Genomic DNA, 18,846 nt, shown 5'->3' with positions numbered 1-18,846 from the left:
TCGTCAGGCTCATAACCTGAAGGTCGCAGGTTCAAATCCTGCTCCCGCAACCAACTTTAGAAAATCCCAGAGCAGCCCGCGCAGACTACAAACAGTCCACCGGACCGTTCGATTAACGATCAAACCTCGTCAGGCTCATAACCTGAAACTCAGAGGTTCAAATCCTACTCCCGCAAACAAAAAACACCGTGCAACATCAGATGTTTACGCACCGCCCTAGGGCGGTTTTGTTCATTCTGGGACGCCCCCAAAGTAAGCAAATCCGCAAGTTCCCCAACAAGTTTAATCGCATACTTCCGTTCTTCGGGGACCTACTGGGTCTCCGACAGAAGGCAGCGGATGATCGTCATCACCTCGGCTTTTGTGTATAGATCATTCAACGCTTCTTTTCAAAGTTAACTTGATGATTGGCGATGACTGGAGGCAGCTGTTGGGACGAAAGCGGTTAAGTGTCATTCATTAAACGCTATAGGTCAAAACCAGCCAATCCGGTGCGATGTCTGCTGCAGATACTGACGTTTACTGGAACTCCAATCTGAAAATGGCAACCTTTCAAACTGCCTATTCGAAGCGGTCTAAGTACGCTTTCGATTTGTCAAATTTTGTGTTGAAGGAACCCTTATCAAAGGTCTGAGACGGTATTGGCGCAGGTGGTAAGCCGGCAGAGACTACACTTCACACGACCAAGTTACTCGCAGCGAGTCAATGCGTTACGGAAAAATCAAGAAAACGTAGTTGAAGTAACATAATGCTTGCTGCGAATCGATGAGAGGCTTATTAACCGACCTATCGGTCACTTAATGATGTGAATTCAAATTCGGAGTAATCGACCTATGGACGCCTTTATCTGCGACGCCCAGCGCACCCCGATCGGACGATATGGTGGTGGACTAAGCCAGGTGCGCACAGATGATCTTGCCGCCCTGCCAATCGCTTCGCTTGTCGCGCGTAACCCACAGGTGGATTGGTCCAGTCTGGACGACGTGATTTATGGCGATGCGAACCAAGCCGGTGAAAGCAACCGCAATGTGGCGCGGATGGCGGCGTTGCTGGCAGGGCTGCCGGTGGATGTACCGGGAACGACAATCAATCGGCTCTGCGCGTCTGGCATGGATGCGGTGGGCATGGCTGCGCGCGCCATCAAGGCTGGGGATTATGACATGGCGATCGCGGGTGGGGTCGAAAGCATGTCGCGTGCGCCATTTGTGATGCCCAAGGCAACATCCGCCTTTACTCGTGCCAATGCCGTTTACGACACCACGATCGGCTGGCGCTTTGTGAACCCGAAAATGGAAAAGGAATTTGGTATCGACTCGATGCCCGAAACAGCGGATAACGTAGCGGAAGCTTATGGTATCAGTCGCTCCGATCAGGACGCGTTTGCCGAACGCAGCCAGGCCCGCTGGGCCGCGGCGCACCAGACCGGGGTGTTTCAGGAGGAGATCACCCCGGTCACAATCCCACAGCGCAAAGGTGACCCGGTGGTGGTCGATACGGACGAGCATCCACGTCCGGGGACTACAGCAGAGAAACTGTCTGGCCTAAAGGGCATCAACGGGGTGGACAAGACTGTGACCGCTGGAAACGCCTCGGGTGTTAACGACGGCGCGGCGGCGATCCTGATGGCGAATGAATCTGCTGCGGCAAAGAACGATCTGATCCCGATTGCCCGTGTGGTTGGCATGTCCGTTGCTGGGGTGGAGCCGCGCGTGATGGGCATCGGCCCGGTTCCAGCCAGCCGTAAGGTGCTTGCACGGGCTGGGCTCAGCATTGATCAGATGGATGTGATAGAATTGAACGAGGCGTTTGCCTCGCAGGGCCTAGCCACGCTGCGCGAACTCGGGGTGCCCGATGATGCGCCGCATGTGAACCCAAATGGCGGGGCGATCGCCATTGGCCACCCGCTTGGAATGAGCGGTGCGCGGCTAGTGATGACTGCTGCCTATCAACTGCGCCGCACCGGAGGCCGCTACGCGCTCTGCACCATGTGTGTCGGGGTAGGGCAGGGTGCCGCACTTATTCTTGAACGTGTGTAAGGGAGGAGACCTCACATGTACGCTCAGATGATCAAAACAGCCGGAACAGGCGTGAAATCCCGCGAGGAGATGACCGAGCAGGAACGCGCGTTTCAGGACAAGATCGACGCCGATATCAAGATCGAGCCCAAGGATTGGATGCCCGACGACTATCGCGCGACACTGATCCGTCAAATTGGCCAGCACGCACATTCTGAAATCGTAGGCCAGCTGCCCGAAGGAAACTGGATCACCCGAGCGCCAACGCTGGAGCGCAAGGCGATCCTGCTGGCCAAGGTGCAGGATGAGGCCGGGCATGGGCTGTATCTCTATTGCGCAGCAGAAACGCTGGGTGTCAGCCGGGATGAGATCACCGAGATGCTGCTGGACGGGCGCATGAAATACTCGTCGATCTTTAACTATCCGACCCTGAACTGGGCTGATATCGGCGCGGTCGGATGGCTGGTCGATGGCGCTGCGATCATGAACCAGGTTCCGCTGCAGCGGACATCCTTCGGACCATACTCGCGCGCAATGATCCGCATCTGCAAAGAAGAGAGCTTTCACCAGCGCCAGGGCTATGATGCGATCCGCAAGATGGCAGAGGGTACGCCAGAGCAGCGTAAGATGGCGCAGGATGCAATAAATCGACTGTGGTACCCGTCGCTGATGATGTTCGGGCCGTCGGACAAGGAAAGCGTGCATTCGGCGCAATCCATGGCGTGGAAGATCAAGATCAACACCAATGACGAGCTGCGCCAGAAATTCGTGGATCAGACCGTGCCTCAGGCCGAATATCTGGGTCTGAGTATCCCTGACCCGGACCTGAAATGGAACGAAGAACGGGGCCATTATGATTACACCGACCCGGACTGGTCCGAGTTTTTCGATGTGATCAAGGGCAACGGCCCCTGCAATGTCGACCGGCTGGCCGCGCGTAACAAGGCGTGGGACGACGGTAAATGGGTTCGCGACGGGCTGCTGGCTCATGCCCGCAAGAAACGCGCCGCAAATCTGGCTGCAGAATAAGACTGCCCTGAGGAGGATACCAAATGAACAACGAATGGCCCCTGTGGGAAATCTTCATCCGCGGACAACATGGCATGAGCCACCGCCATGTTGGGTCGTTACACGCCCCGGACGCGGAAATGGCGATCAAGAACGCGCGCGATGTCTACACGCGCCGCAACGAAGGCGTTTCGATCTGGGTGGTTGAGGCCAACAACATCTCGGCCTCATCGCCCAGCGACAAAGGTCCGCTGTACGAGCCCAGCGAAAGCAAAGTGTACCGCCATCCAACCTTCTTCGATATTCCCGAAGAAGTGGGGGCGATGTAATGAGTGTTCCGGTTTCCAATGATGCTTTGCTGCAGTTTCTGCTGCGGATGGGGGACAATACCCTGATCCTCGGCCATCGCGTCAGCGAATGGTGCGGCCATGCGCCTGTGCTGGAGGAAGACATCGCGCTGGCCAATACCGCGCTGGACCTGATCGGTCAGACTCAGATGTGGCTGGGTCTTGCGGGTGAGATCGACGGCGGCAAATCCGCCGATGATCTGGCCTTTCTGCGAGATGCCTGGGATTTCCGCAATGTGCTGCTGGTCGAAGTGCCGAACGGCGATTTCGGCCACACGCTGATGCGTCAGTTCCTGTTCGATGCGTGGCATTCGATCATGCTGGGGCGTCTGATGACATCCTCTGACGACCGGGTCGCTGCGATTGCCGCCAAGGCCAGCAAAGAGGTCACCTACCACCTCGAACGCTCGGGCGACACGGTTGTGGGCCTCGGCGACGGGACCGAGGAAAGTCATGCCCGCATGCAAGAGGCGCTGGACTATCTCTGGCCATATGTCGGCGAGATGTTTGCCAGTGACGATGTTGATGCAGAAATGGTTGCGGCGAGGATTGCCCCGAACCCGGCAGATCTGCGCGCAGAATATGACGCTCTGATCGAGCGTGTGCTGTCCGAGGCGACACTAACCATTCCCGAAAGCCGCTTTGCCCATAAGGGCGGGCGCGACGGTCGCATGCATACCGAGCATCTGGGCCATCTTCTGACACAGATGCAGTGGTTGCAGCGCGCATATCCCGGCGCGAAGTGGTAAGGATCAATGCGGGCTTCAACGGATCAGGTGTGGGAATGGCTGGACGCTGTACCAGACCCTGAGATTCCGGTGATCTCGGTCGTCGATCTGGGCATTGTACGCGATGTGCGATGGGATGAAGACACTCTGACGGTTACCGTCACGCCGACCTATTCGGGCTGCCCGGCGACCTCGGTCATCAGCATGGATATCGAAACTGCGCTGCGTGATCATGGAATCGACGATCTGCGGATCGAGACAAGTATCGCACCGGCTTGGACCACCGATTGGCTCAGCGACAAGGGCCGTGCTCGGCTCGAGGATTACGGCATCGCCCCGCCGCAGCCTGCAGGTGGACCTGAACGCTGCCCACATTGCGGTAGCAAGGCGGTTGATAAGGTCAGCCAGTTTGGCTCGACCCCTTGCAAGGCCCATTGGCGCTGCACCGACTGCCTGGAACCTTTTGACTATTTCAAGTGCATCTGAGGGAGGATCACCGGATGGCACGCTTTCATGATCTGGAAGTTACCGATGTTCACAAAACCATCCGCGATGCGGTGGTCGTGACGCTGAAACCTGTAAACGGTTCAGCCGATGAATTCGACTTTACCCAAGGCCAGTACCTGACCTTCCGCCGCGATTTCGACGGGGAAGAACTGCGCCGGTCCTATTCGATCTGCGCGGGCAAGGATGAGGGCATTCTGCAGGTGGGGATCAAGCGCGTGGATGGCGGCGCATTCTCGACCTGGGCCAACTCCGATCTAAAGGTGGGCGATACGGTGCAGGCGATGCCGCCGATGGGCAGCTTTTACACCGCAATCGATCCCTCCGCCGAAAAGCATTATCTGGGCTTTGCGGGTGGGTCGGGCATCACGCCGGTTCTCTCGATCCTGAAGACGACGCTTGCCCGAGAACCGCATTCGCGGTTCACATTGGTATATGCCAACAAGGGCGTGAACACGATCATGTTCCGAGAGGAGCTTGAGGACCTCAAGAACCTCTATATGGGGCGTCTGAACGTGATCCATATTCTGGAAACAGACGCGCAGGAAATCGAGCTTTTTACCGGTCTGGTCACGCAAGACAAATGTGCCGAACTTTTTGAACACTGGATCGATATTCAGAACGTCGACACGGCGTTTATCTGCGGCCCCGAGCCGATGATGCTGGGCATTGCCTCAGCCCTGCGGGCGCATGGGCTGAACGACGGGCAGATCAAGTTTGAACTCTTCGCCAGCGCTCAACCCGGTCGGGTCAAGCGCAAAGTAAGCGGGGCGGACACGGCATCTCAGGACAACCAGACCAAAACATCAATCACCATGGACGGGGCAACGCAAACGATCACCATGCCGAAGGATCAATCGATTCTCGATGCCGCGTTGGAGAATGCGATGGACGCGCCTTACGCCTGTAAGGCCGGGGTCTGTTCAACCTGCCGCTGCCGAGTGCTTGAGGGCGAGGTCGAGATGGTCGCCAATCACGCATTGGAAGACTACGAAGTCGAGAAAGGATACGTCCTGAGCTGTCAGGCCTATCCGATGACCGACACCGTTGTCGTGGACTACGATCAGTAGACGGAGGGAATGATGGCTGAAGACATGACAATCGAGAGCTATTTGGCAGCGGGTGGTGTCCTGAGTAATCCAACCAACGTGCCTCCGCGCTATCGTGCAGAGCTCATGAAACTGATGGCGACCTTCGTGGACAGCGAACTGGCCGGCGCAGCGGGCTTTGCCGACATCATAAATCTGGGCCCGGGCATCAAGGAACGCATCGCGGCGGCCAAGATTGTGCTGGAAAAGACCGACAACGCAGATCGTGTCCTGAAAATCATGGGCGAGTTCGGAGCCAACACTGACCGCTATGCAAATCACCATCCCTGGACCACACGTCTGGATCGTGATGCGGATATCGGGGCTACGCGGTCCGAACACGACATGCGCCTTGCTGTATTCAACTATCCGATCGAAGGATGGGAAGATGCCGTGGTTATGAACCTGCTGATGAGCCTAGCGGTTGACGTCCAACTGGCTCAGTTTTCGCAGATATCCTATCAGCCTCTGGCCGAGGCCTTCCGCGAGATTTCCCCGATCGAGGCGCGCCATGGGGAGCTTGCGCTAGAGGGTGCGGGCAAGCTGATCGAACAGGGGAAGGCTGCAGAAATGCAAGCGTCGGTCGACTATTGGTGGCCCCGGGTCGCGGCAAGTTTTGGGGCGGGCACAGCCGAGAAAACCGAAACGCTCCGCAAGCTGGGGCTGCGGCAATTAACCGGGATTGAGATGAAAGATCAGTGGACAGTAAAAGCGACCGAACAGATCGAAAAGCTGGGACTTAAAGTACCCTAGCTTTCAAAGTTGGCGTTTACGGCTCAGCAACCCATACTTCACGGCCAATCCGCGAAGCGTGCGACGCTTTCGCCGATCTTTCTTCAATGACTGCTGGGCTTTAGCACCACATTTCCGATTGAACTCAAAAACGTCAATCACCCGCTCGGCGCAGCCACAGGCTTCGCCCAGACCTACTTTGGCGAAATAGAATTTATCGAAACGATCAGGGCGTTGCATGGGTGACCTCCGCCCATATTGAACCTCATCCTGACCGCAGAGCCAAATCAACTCTGTGCCAACAAGGGTTCAAAGGCCATCAACACCTGATAATGTCAGATTGCTTACCAACGCGGCGTAATCGCTGCGCGCGTCGGCATCCGCCCCGGCATTCCACATGTAGAACCAGTTCAACATTCCGAAAACGGACATGGTCGTGGCCCGAAGCTTGGCCGCATCATCCTTGAAAGTTGCAGGCGAGATGCTGGCGATGATGTCACTGACGAACACCACCAGATCCCGCTGATAGCTACGCAGCAGATTCTGCTGCTCTTCGGGCAATGCGGACATGCCGCTGGTTTGCACGCGATGCTCATCATCCACGCCTTGATAGGCCAGTAGGATTTCCCGCACCACCCGTTTCAAGCGATCCGCGGGTTCCATCCCATCAAGGTCCAAGCCGCAAACCTGGTCACGCAATTGCAGCAGGTAACTGTCGAGAATATCGAACAGAATGGCGTCCTTGCTGTCGTAGTAGTGATAGATATTGGCCTTGGATATCCCGCACTCCCGCGCCAGCTGAGACATTGACGCCCGATCAAATCCTTCCTGCGCGAAGACGCGGGCGGCGCATTTTAGGATGCGAGTTCGTTTATGGTCGTGGTCTTTTGCTATCGTGCGCGCCAAATCCTGACCCTCCGTCTGTCGCTTAACTGTCCCGATTGTCAATCACACGCCGGGCCTTGCCCTGTGAGCGTTCGACCTCGCCCGGCTCGCCTATATCGATCTCGGTCGAGATGCCAACCACCTCTTTAATCCGGCGAGATAGCATCCGAGCAGCGGCGGTTTTGCTCAGCTCATCGGCTGCATCTGGCGTTGCTTCGACATGCACGCGCATCGCGTCCATCCGGCCAGCTTTATAAAGTTCGATCTGGTAGTAGGGCGCCAGACCGCCGATTGCCAGAACCTGCTCCTCGATCTGACTGGGGAAGACGTTGACACCTCGCAGAATGATCATGTCATCCGAGCGGCCCGTGATCTTTTCCATCCGACGCATCGACCGCGCCGTGCCGGGCAAAAGCCGCGTCAGGTCACGGGTGCGATAGCGGATCATCGGAAGACCTTCTTTGGTCAGCGTGGTAAAGACCAGTTCACCAATCTCACCATCAGGCATGACCTCGCCGGTCTGCGGGTCGATGATTTCGGGGTAGAAGTGGTCTTCCCAGATCACGGGCCCGTCTTTGGTTTCGACGCACTCATTGGCGACGCCCGGTCCCATGATCTCGGACAGGCCGTAGATATCGACGGCATGCATATCGAATGCTTGTTCAACCTCGGAGCGCATCGAATCCGTCCATGGTTCAGCGCCAAAGACGCCGACAGCCAAGGAACTTTCGCGCGGATCGAGTCCAATCTTGTGATACTGCTCAAGAATGTTCAGCATATATGATGGTGTTACCATAATCCCGTCTGGTTTGAAGTCAGTGATCAGGTCGACCTGCTTGCCGGTCTGCCCACCGCTCATCGGGACGACCGTGGCCCCCAGACGTTCGATTCCATAATGCGCGCCCAGACCGCCGGTGAACAGGCCATAGCCATAGGCGTTGTGCACCATGTCGCCCCGGCGCAAACCGCTGGCACGCAATGACCGCGCCACCAGATCCGCCCAGTTGTCTATGTCGCCTTGCGTATACCCCACGACGGTTGGCTTACCCGTGGTTCCCGACGAGGCATGAACACGAATGATCTGCTCACGCGGGACTGCAAACAGACCAAAGGGATAGTTTTCCCTCAGATCGTTTTTGTAGGTAAACGGAAACCGTGCCAGATCACTGAGGGACTGAAGGTCGTCAGGATGCACACCGGCCTCATCAAACCGCTGCCGGTACATAGGCACGTTGTCATAAGCATGGCGCAGCGACCATTTCAGCCGATCCAACTGTAGGTTGCGGATTTCATCAATCGAGGCGATCTCGATCGGATCAAGATCCGCCTTGTTCGGAGTAAGATCCTTCATGCCATCCCCCTCATCTCAGGTCTCGTCAAACACCGGGCCTTTGACCGCGCGGGAAAAGCCCCGAAATTCTGCGATCTTTTGTCCGGCTTGGTTGGTTATGGATACGTCATAGATGCCGCTGCGCCCTGTCAGGCTCAGTTCCGTTGCGCGGGCCGTCAGCAGATCACCGGATCGCGCGGGCGCGACGTAGCTGATCACATTGTGCTGGGCGACTGTGGACTGGTTGCGACTATTGCAGGCAAAGGCAAAGGCGCTGTCGGCCAACATGAATGTCACGCCGCCATGGCAGATCCCGTGCCCGTTGCAGTGATGGTCAGCCACCTGCAACGCCAGCGTCGCAGCGCCTTCATCCATCTCCACCAGTTCCATGCCTGCCCATTTCGAGGCATTGTCCCGCCCCCACATGGCAGCAGCGGCTTTCTGTGCGCGTTCCTTCGGCGTCATCTCATTCTCCCCGAAATACTGGCGCGCGCTTTTCCAGAAACGCAGTAACGCCCTCGGCATAGTCGACGCTTTCGCCGCAGGTTTTTATTGCGTCCGCCTCAATCTCGAGATGATCGGTCAGGGTATTCGTGGCAGCCGCCTGTATCGTCTGTTTCGTCAGGCCAAGTCCCAGCGTCGGACCATTGGCGAACTGTTCCGTTAGTGCGCGCGCCTCGGTCAATAGTTCAGCGTCTGGAATTGCTTTCCAGATCAGCCCCCAATCCGCAGCCTGCTTTGCTGGCAGGGGTTGCCCAGTCAGGGCCAGCCCTTTGGCTCGGGCTTCACCCAGCAAACGTGGCAGATGCCAACTGCCGCCGGTATCAGGTATCAGGCCCACTTTGGAAAATGATTGGATAAACTTGGCGGAGTCAGCGGCAAGTACCACATCACAAGCCAGGGCTAGATTCGCACCAGCCCCGGCGGCAACGCCATTGACGGCGCAGACAACAGGTAATTCCAAGGACCTGATCAGGCGGACCAAAGGCGCGTAGAAGGTGCGAACCGTATAGCCCAAATCCGGCGGACCCTTCATCGTGGCAGGGTTTCGATCGCCCAAATCCTGCCCTGCGCAGAACCCGCGCCCCGCGCCGGTTAACAGCACCGCTCGTGCACCTCCGTCACGCGCGGCCTCAAGTGCAGCGCGCAGGGCATGGTGCATCTCATCCGTGAAACTGTTCAGGCGATCAGGGCGATTGAGTGTAATTTCAACCCATTGACCCATATTCTGCGAAATAATCGTGTCGGACATGCCCGGTTCGCTTTTCATAAGTTACAACAAACTTCTTGCATAAACCGAACGGTTGGTCAATAAATTCTATAGCCGTTTGTGACTCGGCGATCGGAAATGCACTTTGGCCAGCGGGCGGAACAGCATTTCTCGTCGTTGATAGTTACAAAACGTACCATTAACACATTCACGACTTGCGATTTTGAGGAGGAGACCCGGTCATGAAATTCACCAAGCTCACCACATTGTTGGCGTCTGCAACCTTGGCGGTGTCCGGCACCATTGCTTTTGCGGCTGACTACACCCTGACAATTTCCAGCTGGGCCCCACCCACCCACGGCATCAACGCAAAGATGTGGCCCAAATTCGTCGAAATGGTAGAAGAGGCCACTGACGGGCAGGTCACCGCAGAGCTTAAGCTGGGTATCGCTCCACCGCCTGCGCAGATGGACCTGATTATGGATGGCGCGGCCGATGCCTCGATTATCTTTCACGGCTATCAACCGGGACGCTTCGTCACCACCAAGCTGATCGAACTGCCTGGTTACGAAGGCTCGGCCGAGGACGCTTCGGTTGCCTACTGGCGCGCCTACGACAAGTACTTGAAAGCTGCTGACGAGCATCGTGGTGTCAAAGTCATCGCCTTGCACACGCATGGACCCGCGCAGCTGCATTCCAGCGCGCCAGTAACCACTCTGGATGAGGTTTCGGGCCTAAAAGTACGTATCCCGGGTGGCGTTGGCGGAGACGTTGGTGCGGCGCTTGGCGCGACCGGCATTCAGGTGCCCGCTCCGAAAGTCTATGAAACACTGGCATCGAAAGCCGCCGACGGCGTGGTCATGCCACTGGAATCGCGCAAGGGTTTCAAGCTGACCGAGGTTGCGCAGAACGTCTATGAGATGCCCGGTGGCCTCTATCGTGGTTCGTTTGCATTCATCATGAACGAAGACACCTTCGCAGATCTGCCACCCGAGCTGCAGACGGCGCTGGAAGAAAACGTATTCGGTGAACCGCTGAGCCGTGAGATCGGTAAAATCTGGGATGAGATCGACGCCACTGGACGTGAGGCAACCGAGGCGGCAGAAGGCAATGCCATCAACGCTGCCACAGATGCGGATATGGAGAAGTTCTCGGCCATCGCCGAAGACATCCGCGGTAAGGTCATCGCCGAGGTTGACGCAACAGGAGTCGACGCACAGGCCGCATATGACATGATCAAATCGGAAATGTCCTCGAACTGATCCGACTGCAGGGCGGCTCTTGCGCCGCCCTGACTTACCCTGCGCGAGTTTCCCATGACCCCTATTATTCAGCTTGTGCGCCGTGCCAGCGCCCTTCCCGTGATCGTGGCCTGCATTGCACTGTTTATCCTGATGGTAATGACCTTTTGCGACGTGATCCTGCGTTCGGTCTTCAATGCGCCCATTGAGGCCGCCACTGAGCTGACGCGCATTCTGATGGCAATTCTGGTGTTTTCTGTCCTCCCGATCGTCTCCACCACCAATGGCCATATCGCGGTCGATCTGACAGACGGGTTCTTCCACCGTCTGCATCTGTCGCGTGCGCGGGACGTTGTGATCTATGTGGTCAGCGGCATCATGCTGTTCTGGCCGGTCCAGCGCGTTTGGGTCCTGGCCGAGCGAGCGCGGGATTATGGGGATGTAACCGAATATCTTTCAATCCCCACCTACCTGATCGGCTGGTTCATTACCCTGTCTGTTGCCATCACTGCACTGGTGATGATCGCCACTGGGCTGCTAAAGGCCTTCGCCCCAAATACACTGTCGGAGCCTATGTAATGACCGCAGCGCTAATCGGATTTGCGATTGTATTGATCTTGGTGCTGGTGCGCCTTCCTATCGTCTTTGCCATGGGTCTGGTCGGCACATTGGGATTTGCCTATGAGCGTGGCGGCTCAATCTTTGATGAGCGCGGGATGAAGGCTGCCATGTCCATGGTGGGCCGACAGATCACCGACACTGCGCAGGACTATGGTCTGTCGGTTGTGCCGCTGTTCATCCTGATGGGCCTGTTCGTGAACAAGGGCGGCATGGCGCGCGAGCTTTATGCGGTGTCCAACGCCTTTCTTGGCCACATGCGCGGTGGTATTGCCATGGCAACGGTTGCGGCCTGTGGCGGATTTTCGGCTATCTGCGGATCGTCGCTGGCAACCGCCGCCACGATGTCAAAGGTCGCGATGCCGCAGATGCGGCGTTACGGCTATTCCGATGAACTCTCGACCGCCTCGATTGCCGCCGGTGGTACATTGGGCATTCTGATCCCACCATCGGTCATTCTGGTCATCTACGGGTTGCTGACCGAGACCTCGATCGGGAAACTGTTCATGGCGGGCATCATCCCCGGCATCCTCGGCATTCTGTTCTACCTCTTCGCCGTGCGCTGGACCGTCTGGCGCAACCCCGAGGCCGGCCCAGCCGGAGAGCGTGCCACATGGTCCGAACGCATCCGTGCGCTGGGCTCGGTTTGGGCGGTGCTGCTGCTGTTCTTTCTAGTCATTGGTGGGCTGTATGGAGCCTTCGATTTCGAGCCATTGAACTTGACCTTCTCCCCCACCGAGGCCGCGGGCATGGGCGCCGCCGGGGCCTTCTTGATTGCGCTCTTTCGCGGAGGGTTGACTGTAGGCTCAACTTTCGAGGTCCTGAAAGAGACCTGCTTTACCGCGTCTGCCTTGTTCGCGGTGTTGATTGGTGCGCAAATATTCTCGAATTTCATCAATCTGGCCGGTTTGCCCGAAGCCCTGATCGCGATGGTGACCGCCTATGATGTGGCTCCGTTTGTCGTGATCCTGATGATCCTTGGTATCTACATCATTCTGGGTTGCGTCTTCGAATCCCTCTCGATGCTGTTGCTGACGGTTCCGATCTTCTTCCCGTTGGTCACGTCTCTGGGCTATGACCCAATCTGGTTTGGCATCGTCGTCGTGGTTGTCACCGAAATCTCGCTGATCACTCCACCCGTGGGCCTGAACGTCTTCATTCTGAAAGGCGTGGTGGGCGACGTCTCAACCGGCACCATATTTCGCGGCGTCACTCCGTTCTGGATCGCCGATATCTTCCGCCTCGCGCTGATCGTGCTGGTGCCCATCGTGGTGCTGTATCTGCCGCAGCAAATGGGCGCTTTGGGACACTAGTCCCACCGCATCAAATAGGAGATCACCATGTCCCTGCATCAGATTTCCAGCTTCGCCGCTGGTACTTGGGTCGCGCCTGGAGAAGGCGCACGCACCATCGCATCCGCCATCACCGGCGCACCGTTTGCCAGCGCTGGCAATGCCGCGCTCGACGTACAGGCGATGCTTGACTATGCGCGCAATACCGGTGGCCCCACGCTGCGCAAGTTAACGTTCCATGATCGTGCCCGGATGCTCAAGGCGCTGGCGCAAGAGCTTTCGGCGCATAAACAAGTCCTTTACGACCTGAGTTTCGAAACCGGAGCTACGCAGAAGGACCACCTGATCGATATCGATGGTGGCATCGGCACGATGTTTGTCTTTGCCTCAAAAGGCCGGCGCGAGATGCCGGATGCGCAGGTTTATCTGGACGGCGAAATCGAGCAGTTGTCACGCAATGGCACCTTTTTAGGGCAGCATATCTGCACGCCCCTGCAAGGGGTCGCGGTTCATATCAACGCCTTCAACTTCCCGGTCTGGGGGATGCTGGAAAAGCTGGCCCCGACGCTGCTGGCTGGCGTGCCTGCAATCGTCAAGCCGGCTACCAACAGTTGCTACGTCACCGAACTGGCAGTGCGGATCATGCTGGATAGCGGCATCCTGCCTGCCGGTGCGCTACAGCTGGTCTCAGGCGGGTTGGGCGACATGCTCGATCACTTGGATTGTCAGGATGTGGTCAGCTTCACAGGCTCGGCGAACACCGCGTTGAAGCTGCGGCAGACGCCTGCGATCTTGCAGAACTCGGTCCGGTTTGTGGCCGAGCAGGACAGCTTGAACGCTTCCATCCTCGGGCCCGATGCCACGCCCGGCACGCCCGAATTTGACCTGTTCGTCAAGGAAGTCTCGCGCGAGATGACCACAAAGGCGGGCCAGAAATGCACTGCGATCCGACGCATCATCGCGCCCCAGCTGCAGGTCGACGCCATAATTGCCGCGCTGTCTGACCGATTGGCAAATATCACCATCGGCGACCCCCGTTCCGACACCACTCACATGGGCGCGCTGGTGTCGAACGGGCAGAAAGCCGACGTTCTGGAAAAGGCAGCTCTGATCGGGCAAGAGGCTGAACGGGTTTATGGCAACCCCGACGCGTTCGACCTGCACGGCCCTGAAACCGGCGCATTCGTTCCCCCGATGCTGTTTTACTGTGCTGACCCCGACAAAGCGCAGCGCGTGCACGATACCGAGGCCTTCGGCCCAGTTTCGACCCTCATGGGCTACCGCGATCTGGATCATGCGGTGGCACTTGCCAATCGCGGGCAGGGGTCTCTGGTCACGTCGCTGATCACTCACGACACAAAGGTCGCGCACAACGTAGTGATGGGGGCCGCAGCCTATAACGGGCGGATTTACATCAACGACCGCGACTCGATGGCTGAATCGACCGGCCACGGATCTCCGTTGCCCCATATGGTGCATGGAGGGCCGGGCCGTGCGGGCGGTGGTGAGGAAATGGGCGGCGTGCGCGGTGTGAAACACTATATGCAGCGCACGGCCATTCAGGGCTCCCCGCGCATACTCAGTGGTATCAGCACCAAATGGGTGCCAGGAGCGCCCGAAATCCAAGGTCCGGCCCATCCCTTCACCCGTAAATTTGGTGAGTTGCAGGTCGGCGAGACGCTGCACACAGCCCCGCGCACTGTCACGCTGGAGGATATCGAACACTTCGCCAATTTCACCGGCGATACCTTTTATGCGCATATGGACGAGGACGCGGCGGCGCGAAATCCGTTCTTCCCCGGTCGTGTGGCGCATGGTTATCTGTTGCTCAGTTTTGCGGCGGGCCTATTTGTTGAACCGAACGATGGGCCGGTGCTGGCCAATACCGGGCTGGACGGGCTGCGGTTCATGAAGCCCGTTGTTGCTGGCGACAGCATCAAGGTGCGCCTGACGGTAAAGCAGAAAACCCCACGCAATGACGATTATGGCGAGGTTCGCTGGCACGTGTCCCTGACCAATCAAGATGACGAACCGGTCGCAGAATACGAGCTTCTGACCATGAACGCCCGCTGACCCGCTGTACTACCTGTTTTTCTTATTGGGCCTAATGGGTTAAACTGGGTCCATGACCGAAAAGACCTCGTGGTTCGAAATGGCTGTGGCCGAACTGGCGGACCCGCAAGACCAGCGGGTCTGGTCGATTATCGTCTCGCTGTTTGGTGACATGGCACAAGAGCCCGGCGCGCAAATCTCGGGCGGTGTTCTGACCCGGATAATTGAGCCGATGGGCATCAAACCCGAAGCGATCCGCGTCGCTCTGCACCGGCTGCGCAAGGACGGCTGGATTGAAAGTGACCGGATTGGACGCGTCTCGCGCCATGTCCTCTCGGAATTCGGCCGGACGCAATCCGCCGCCGTCACGCCGCGCATATATGCGCGCGGTCCTTCGCCCATTGAAAATTGGCATCTTCTGATCGCCGAAGACGGGTCGGGCACTCAGGTGCTTGAGGACGTGATGCTCAGCGACGACTATATCCCTATTGGGCGCAACGTAGCGATGGGTGCGGGGCCTGTGTCCGATCAGTCAGACGGTTTGCTGGCCTTGGACATCTCTCCGCACGCAGCTCCCAAATGGGTGCAGGATCGGTTGTGTCCACCCGAATTGCGCGCCTCTTGCAAGGCTCTTCTGGGCGCGGTCGAACGCGCCGCGAAGTCCCGTCCCGAAGGCTGGGCGCCAACCCCCTTGCAGAGCGCAACACTGCGCACCCTGCTGGTGCATCGGTGGCGGCGCGTCGTGCTACGCCAGCCGGACTTACCTTTGGCTTTTTATCCTGTTGATTGGGCTGGCCCTGCTTGTCGCGATAGCGTGTTCGGGCTGCTTGATCTGCTGCCACGCCCCTCGGCTGACGTACTGAGCGGTAGTAGTTGACCGCTGAGCGGTCTGTTCAACCATATTATCAGTGCGGCGCACATACCGGGTGCTGGGAGCTTTTCTGACCAAGTCATACCAATTTACACACCAATAATTAGGTTGCGGTTATCTGCCTGCCAATTCAGCCGTTCAGAAAACGCATGGTGCAATCGGGCTCCGGGCAATACCATCGCCTGTGCAAACCTGCCGGAGAACCGTGATGTCGATTTTGCTAACGATTGTCTTGTTGCTGATGTCCCTTTTGCTGGGGATGCACATCTGGACTCGCCGCCTAACGCGGCAGGGCACCGAAATGGTGCCGCAACTGGGGCGGATCGTGCCCGTTCACGGTGGCAGCATTCACTATGTCGAAAAAGGCGACCCTTCCAACCCGACTATTGTCATGATCCATGGCCTATCAGGCCAATTGCAGCATTTTACGTATGCGTTAGTGGATGATCTTGCTCAGGATTATCACGTTCTCGCGGTTGACCGTCCGGGCTGTGGCTATTCCACGCGCGATGCTGCCCAGTTGGCGGAATTGCCCGAACAAGCCCGCATGATCCACGAGTTTCTGGAAACAAAGAACGTCGATCAAGCCACACTGGTCGGTCATTCTCTAGGTGGCGCCGTGTCTCTTGCGATGGCACTGGATTATCCCGACAACACGGCGGCATTGGCGCTTCTGGCCCCCTTGACGCAACAAATGCCGGAACCGCCCGCCGTTTTCAAACCACTTGAAATCCGTACCGAGTGGCTGCGCAACCTTATTGGCAATACAATCGCCGTCCCGATGGCCCGAAAAACCGCACCCCTCGTCCTGAAAGACGTCTTCGCACCCGAGCCCGCGCCCTCAGACTTCCTGAACCGTGCTGGGGGTGCCCTTGGTCTTCGCCCCTCGGCCTTTATCACCGCCTCACAGGATGTTGTTGGGGTAGAGGCCAGCATGGGTGCCCTGACTTCACGCTATAACGATCTGCGCGTGCCCGGAGGCATTCTGTTCGGGACAGAGGACCCGATCCTGTCCGCCGAGCTACACGGTGCCACAATGACGAAATTCGGCCTGACCTTTGAGGTCATGGAACACCGGGGTCACATGATACTCATCACAGAACCCGAAGTCTGCGCGCGTTTCATCCGCCAGATCGCCGAGAATTCCCGCACCCGGCTGGCAGAGCAGGACGCGCATTGAATAACGCAATAAAGAATCTCGGCAGGCACGCTTTTCCCTCTTGACCCTCCCCGGCCCCTCGCTTAAATCGCCTCTCACTCGTGGCGGAGTAGCTCAGTTGGTTAGAGCAGCGGAATCATAATCCGCGTGTCGGGGGTTCAAGTCCCTCCTCCGCTACCACCAAACCCCCCAGCTTTTTGGAACGATTTGATACCAAGGCGCTAAGGCGGCCCTTCACCTCGACTGGCACGCCGTCTTTCTCGGTTGGAGACACAACGATCTCCGAAATCAAGCCGCGCACCGCGTCACGCGCTTTTGGGTTCGGATTGCCGTCATGTGCCTGCATGGAAGAGATCATTTCATCCAGTGCAGTCACATACCTGGATGCTGTCGCTGGATTGAATTCGAGCGCCTTCTCCTTCTCGTCAAAGCTGGCCAATACGTCCGTGACAACCGAAACGCGTTGTTTGGCCTCAGTCAACTTTGCCTCTCCTTCAACTCCTTCAAGAATTCCCATCTCGAAAAGTTCAATACGGCGCGATAGCAGCTTGTTAGCTTCTGCTACCGCGCGTTCGAGCTTCTTCCTGTCCGGTTTGTCCGCTGCGTTGAGTTTGCGACGTTCTTCATTGTAGGTGCGGATGAACTCATCGATGTAGGTTGGCTCAGACAACTCCTTTCGCAGTTCGGTCAGCAGAGCGCTCTCGATCTTGTCGAGGCGAACCTTCCCGTTATTGTTGCAGGAGCCACTCTCTTTGGCCGTTGAGCAACGGATGCGGATGGTATTGCCGTTTCTGTCATGAATCGACATGCCGCCACCGCAGCACCCGCATTTGATCAGCCCCGAGAACGGGCGCACAGGGTTTCGGGTCGATTTTCCCGATCGCTTGGCCGCAGACTGCGTGGCCAAACGCCGCTGAACTGCGTCCCAAAGTTCCTCTTCGACAATACGAAGGTGCGGAACTTCCGCAATTTTCCAGTCTTTGACCGGCTTTTCACGGCTGACCCTTTTGCCTGTTGTCGGGTTTCGTACCATTTTGACGCGATCCCAAACGAGTATGCCAGCATAAAGGGAATTTCTGAGAATACCGTAGCCGCGCTTGCCGTTTCCACTCAGCGTTGACGCGTTCCACTTCGTCCCACGAGGCGGCAACTCACCGCGAGCGTTGAGATCATGAGCAATATCTCGCGGGGAAGCTCCTTCTGCGTAGGCCTTATAGATTTGGCAAATAACTTCCGCTTCGTGTGCCTTGACCTGGAGCTCCCCGGGTTTTCCCGCAATAGGTGAGTAACCATAAGCCTTACCGCCGGCACTCAAACCTTTGGCTATGTTGCCTGACATTCCGCGATGCACTTTTTCACGCAGATCTTTGAGGAAAACCGTACCGACGAAGCCGCGAAGGCCAATCTGGAGTTCTGACTGTACCCCCTCGCTGGCTGAAATGATTTCGACGCCAGCGTAGCTAAGCAGTTTATGCACCGTATGAAGATCACCTGCGTCCCGGCTGATCCGATCAACACACTCCACGACCAGTGCATCAATTTCCCCCGCACTCGCCGCTTCGAGAAGATTAGCAAAACCAACTCGCCCAATCAGAGTCTCAGAGGTTTTGGCCCTGTCTTCGAATGTCCGGACCTCCCTATAGCCTTCACTTGTCAGGTAGCGTCGGCAGAGCTCCACCTGATCTTCAATGGAGCGCTCCGACTGGAGCGTGGTCGAATAGCGGGCGTAGATCGCAGCGCGGCGTTGCATTCTCTCGAGTTCCTCG

19 protein-coding genes and 1 tRNA gene are annotated in these 18,846 nt (G+C 57.4%); 14 read left to right on the top strand and 6 right to left on the bottom strand.

Features of this window, described 5'->3' with window-relative positions; translation table 11 throughout:
* The first annotated feature begins 833 nt into the window (after positions 1 to 833).
* Genes pcaF through ACR0BI_RS08135 form a run of 7 tightly spaced genes read left to right on the top strand, consistent with a single transcriptional unit; the run spans position 834 to position 6,443 of the window.
* Positions 834 to 2,036 (top strand): 3-oxoadipyl-CoA thiolase, encoded by a 1,203-nt coding sequence (gene pcaF, locus ACR0BI_RS08165; protein ID WP_170511547.1) that lies wholly within the window; start codon positions 834 to 836, stop codon positions 2,034 to 2,036.
* A 15-nt stretch (positions 2,037 to 2,051) separates the two neighbouring features.
* Positions 2,052 to 3,044 (top strand): 1,2-phenylacetyl-CoA epoxidase subunit PaaA, encoded by a 993-nt coding sequence (gene paaA / locus ACR0BI_RS08160; protein ID WP_170404695.1) that lies wholly within the window; start codon positions 2,052 to 2,054, stop codon positions 3,042 to 3,044.
* A 23-nt stretch (positions 3,045 to 3,067) separates the two neighbouring features.
* Positions 3,068 to 3,352: a 1,2-phenylacetyl-CoA epoxidase subunit PaaB gene (gene paaB / locus ACR0BI_RS08155; RefSeq protein WP_170404692.1), complete on the top strand. Its 285-nt coding sequence runs from the start codon at positions 3,068 to 3,070 to the stop codon at positions 3,350 to 3,352.
* The gene (gene paaC, locus ACR0BI_RS08150; RefSeq protein ID WP_480563133.1) at positions 3,352 to 4,119 is read left to right on the top strand and encodes a 1,2-phenylacetyl-CoA epoxidase subunit PaaC; all 768 of its coding nucleotides are present in this window, start codon (positions 3,352 to 3,354) and stop codon (positions 4,117 to 4,119) included. The genes paaB and paaC overlap by 1 nt, the downstream gene beginning before the upstream one ends.
* Before the next feature lie 6 nt (positions 4,120 to 4,125).
* Positions 4,126 to 4,584, top strand: coding sequence for a 1,2-phenylacetyl-CoA epoxidase subunit PaaD (gene paaD, locus ACR0BI_RS08145; protein WP_480563131.1), 459 nt, complete (start codon positions 4,126 to 4,128; stop codon positions 4,582 to 4,584).
* 14 nt (positions 4,585 to 4,598) lie between these two features.
* The gene (locus ACR0BI_RS08140) at positions 4,599 to 5,672 is read left to right on the top strand and encodes a 2Fe-2S iron-sulfur cluster-binding protein (RefSeq protein ID WP_170397725.1); all 1,074 of its coding nucleotides are present in this window, start codon (positions 4,599 to 4,601) and stop codon (positions 5,670 to 5,672) included.
* Positions 5,673 to 5,684: 12 nt separating this feature from the next.
* Positions 5,685 to 6,443 carry a Phenylacetic acid catabolic protein gene (locus tag ACR0BI_RS08135; RefSeq protein WP_480563130.1) on the top strand — a complete coding sequence of 253 codons (759 nt, stop codon included), beginning with the start codon at positions 5,685 to 5,687 and terminating at the stop codon, positions 6,441 to 6,443.
* 3 nt (positions 6,444 to 6,446) lie between these two features.
* Here the strand turns inward: ACR0BI_RS08135 and ACR0BI_RS08130 are convergent, their stop codons facing one another.
* The 5 genes from ACR0BI_RS08130 to paaG form a co-directional block, all read right to left on the bottom strand.
* Positions 6,447 to 6,662: a hypothetical protein gene (locus ACR0BI_RS08130; protein WP_170596871.1), complete on the bottom strand. Its 216-nt coding sequence runs from the start codon at positions 6,660 to 6,662 to the stop codon at positions 6,447 to 6,449.
* A gap of 69 nt (positions 6,663 to 6,731) precedes the next feature.
* Complete coding sequence (locus tag ACR0BI_RS08125; protein ID WP_170596872.1) at positions 6,732 to 7,328, bottom strand: TetR/AcrR family transcriptional regulator; 597 nt, start codon at positions 7,326 to 7,328, stop codon at positions 6,732 to 6,734.
* A 22-nt stretch (positions 7,329 to 7,350) separates the two neighbouring features.
* Positions 7,351 to 8,658, bottom strand: coding sequence for a phenylacetate--CoA ligase PaaK (gene paaK / locus ACR0BI_RS08120; protein ID WP_480563128.1), 1,308 nt, complete (start codon positions 8,656 to 8,658; stop codon positions 7,351 to 7,353).
* A gap of 15 nt (positions 8,659 to 8,673) precedes the next feature.
* Positions 8,674 to 9,102 carry a hydroxyphenylacetyl-CoA thioesterase PaaI gene (gene paaI / locus ACR0BI_RS08115; protein ID WP_170397710.1) on the bottom strand — a complete coding sequence of 143 codons (429 nt, stop codon included), beginning with the start codon at positions 9,100 to 9,102 and terminating at the stop codon, positions 8,674 to 8,676.
* Position 9,103: 1 nt separating this feature from the next.
* Complete coding sequence (gene paaG, locus ACR0BI_RS08110; RefSeq protein WP_480563127.1) at positions 9,104 to 9,889, bottom strand: 2-(1,2-epoxy-1,2-dihydrophenyl)acetyl-CoA isomerase PaaG; 786 nt, start codon at positions 9,887 to 9,889, stop codon at positions 9,104 to 9,106.
* Between the two features lie 200 nt (positions 9,890 to 10,089).
* Here paaG and ACR0BI_RS08105 point away from each other — a divergent pair, with 200 nt between their 5' ends.
* The 7 genes from ACR0BI_RS08105 (at position 10,090) to ACR0BI_RS08075 (ending at position 17,260) form a co-directional block, all read left to right on the top strand.
* The gene (locus ACR0BI_RS08105) at positions 10,090 to 11,109 is read left to right on the top strand and encodes a TRAP transporter substrate-binding protein (RefSeq protein WP_170397704.1); all 1,020 of its coding nucleotides are present in this window, start codon (positions 10,090 to 10,092) and stop codon (positions 11,107 to 11,109) included.
* 54 nt (positions 11,110 to 11,163) lie between these two features.
* On the top strand, positions 11,164 to 11,667 hold the full coding sequence (locus tag ACR0BI_RS08100; RefSeq protein ID WP_170397701.1) for a TRAP transporter small permease: 504 nt from the start codon (positions 11,164 to 11,166) through the stop codon (positions 11,665 to 11,667).
* Complete coding sequence (locus ACR0BI_RS08095; protein WP_170397698.1) at positions 11,667 to 13,019, top strand: TRAP transporter large permease; 1,353 nt, start codon at positions 11,667 to 11,669, stop codon at positions 13,017 to 13,019. The genes ACR0BI_RS08100 and ACR0BI_RS08095 overlap by 1 nt, the downstream gene beginning before the upstream one ends.
* 27 nt (positions 13,020 to 13,046) lie before the next feature.
* Positions 13,047 to 15,071 (top strand): phenylacetic acid degradation bifunctional protein PaaZ, encoded by a 2,025-nt coding sequence (gene paaZ / locus ACR0BI_RS08090; RefSeq protein WP_480563125.1) that lies wholly within the window; start codon positions 13,047 to 13,049, stop codon positions 15,069 to 15,071.
* 52 nt (positions 15,072 to 15,123) lie between these two features.
* Complete coding sequence (locus ACR0BI_RS08085; protein WP_170404659.1) at positions 15,124 to 15,927, top strand: PaaX family transcriptional regulator C-terminal domain-containing protein; 804 nt, start codon at positions 15,124 to 15,126, stop codon at positions 15,925 to 15,927.
* Between the two features lie 202 nt (positions 15,928 to 16,129).
* Positions 16,130 to 17,101, top strand: coding sequence for an alpha/beta fold hydrolase (locus ACR0BI_RS08080; protein ID WP_170397690.1), 972 nt, complete (start codon positions 16,130 to 16,132; stop codon positions 17,099 to 17,101).
* 82 nt (positions 17,102 to 17,183) lie between these two features.
* Positions 17,184 to 17,260: transfer RNA gene (locus ACR0BI_RS08075), tRNA-Met, on the top strand.
* Here ACR0BI_RS08075 and ACR0BI_RS08070 read toward each other — a convergent pair.
* Complete coding sequence (locus tag ACR0BI_RS08070) at positions 17,217 to 18,830, bottom strand: recombinase family protein (RefSeq protein ID WP_480563134.1); 1,614 nt, start codon at positions 18,828 to 18,830, stop codon at positions 17,217 to 17,219. The genes ACR0BI_RS08075 and ACR0BI_RS08070 overlap by 44 nt on opposite strands.
* Positions 18,831 to 18,846: the final 16 nt, after the last annotated feature.

The organism is Ruegeria sp. E5 (genome assembly GCF_056534105.1).
The sequence above is the reverse complement of the archived record's forward strand: the minus strand, read 5'-3'. Positions and strand labels throughout refer to the sequence as shown.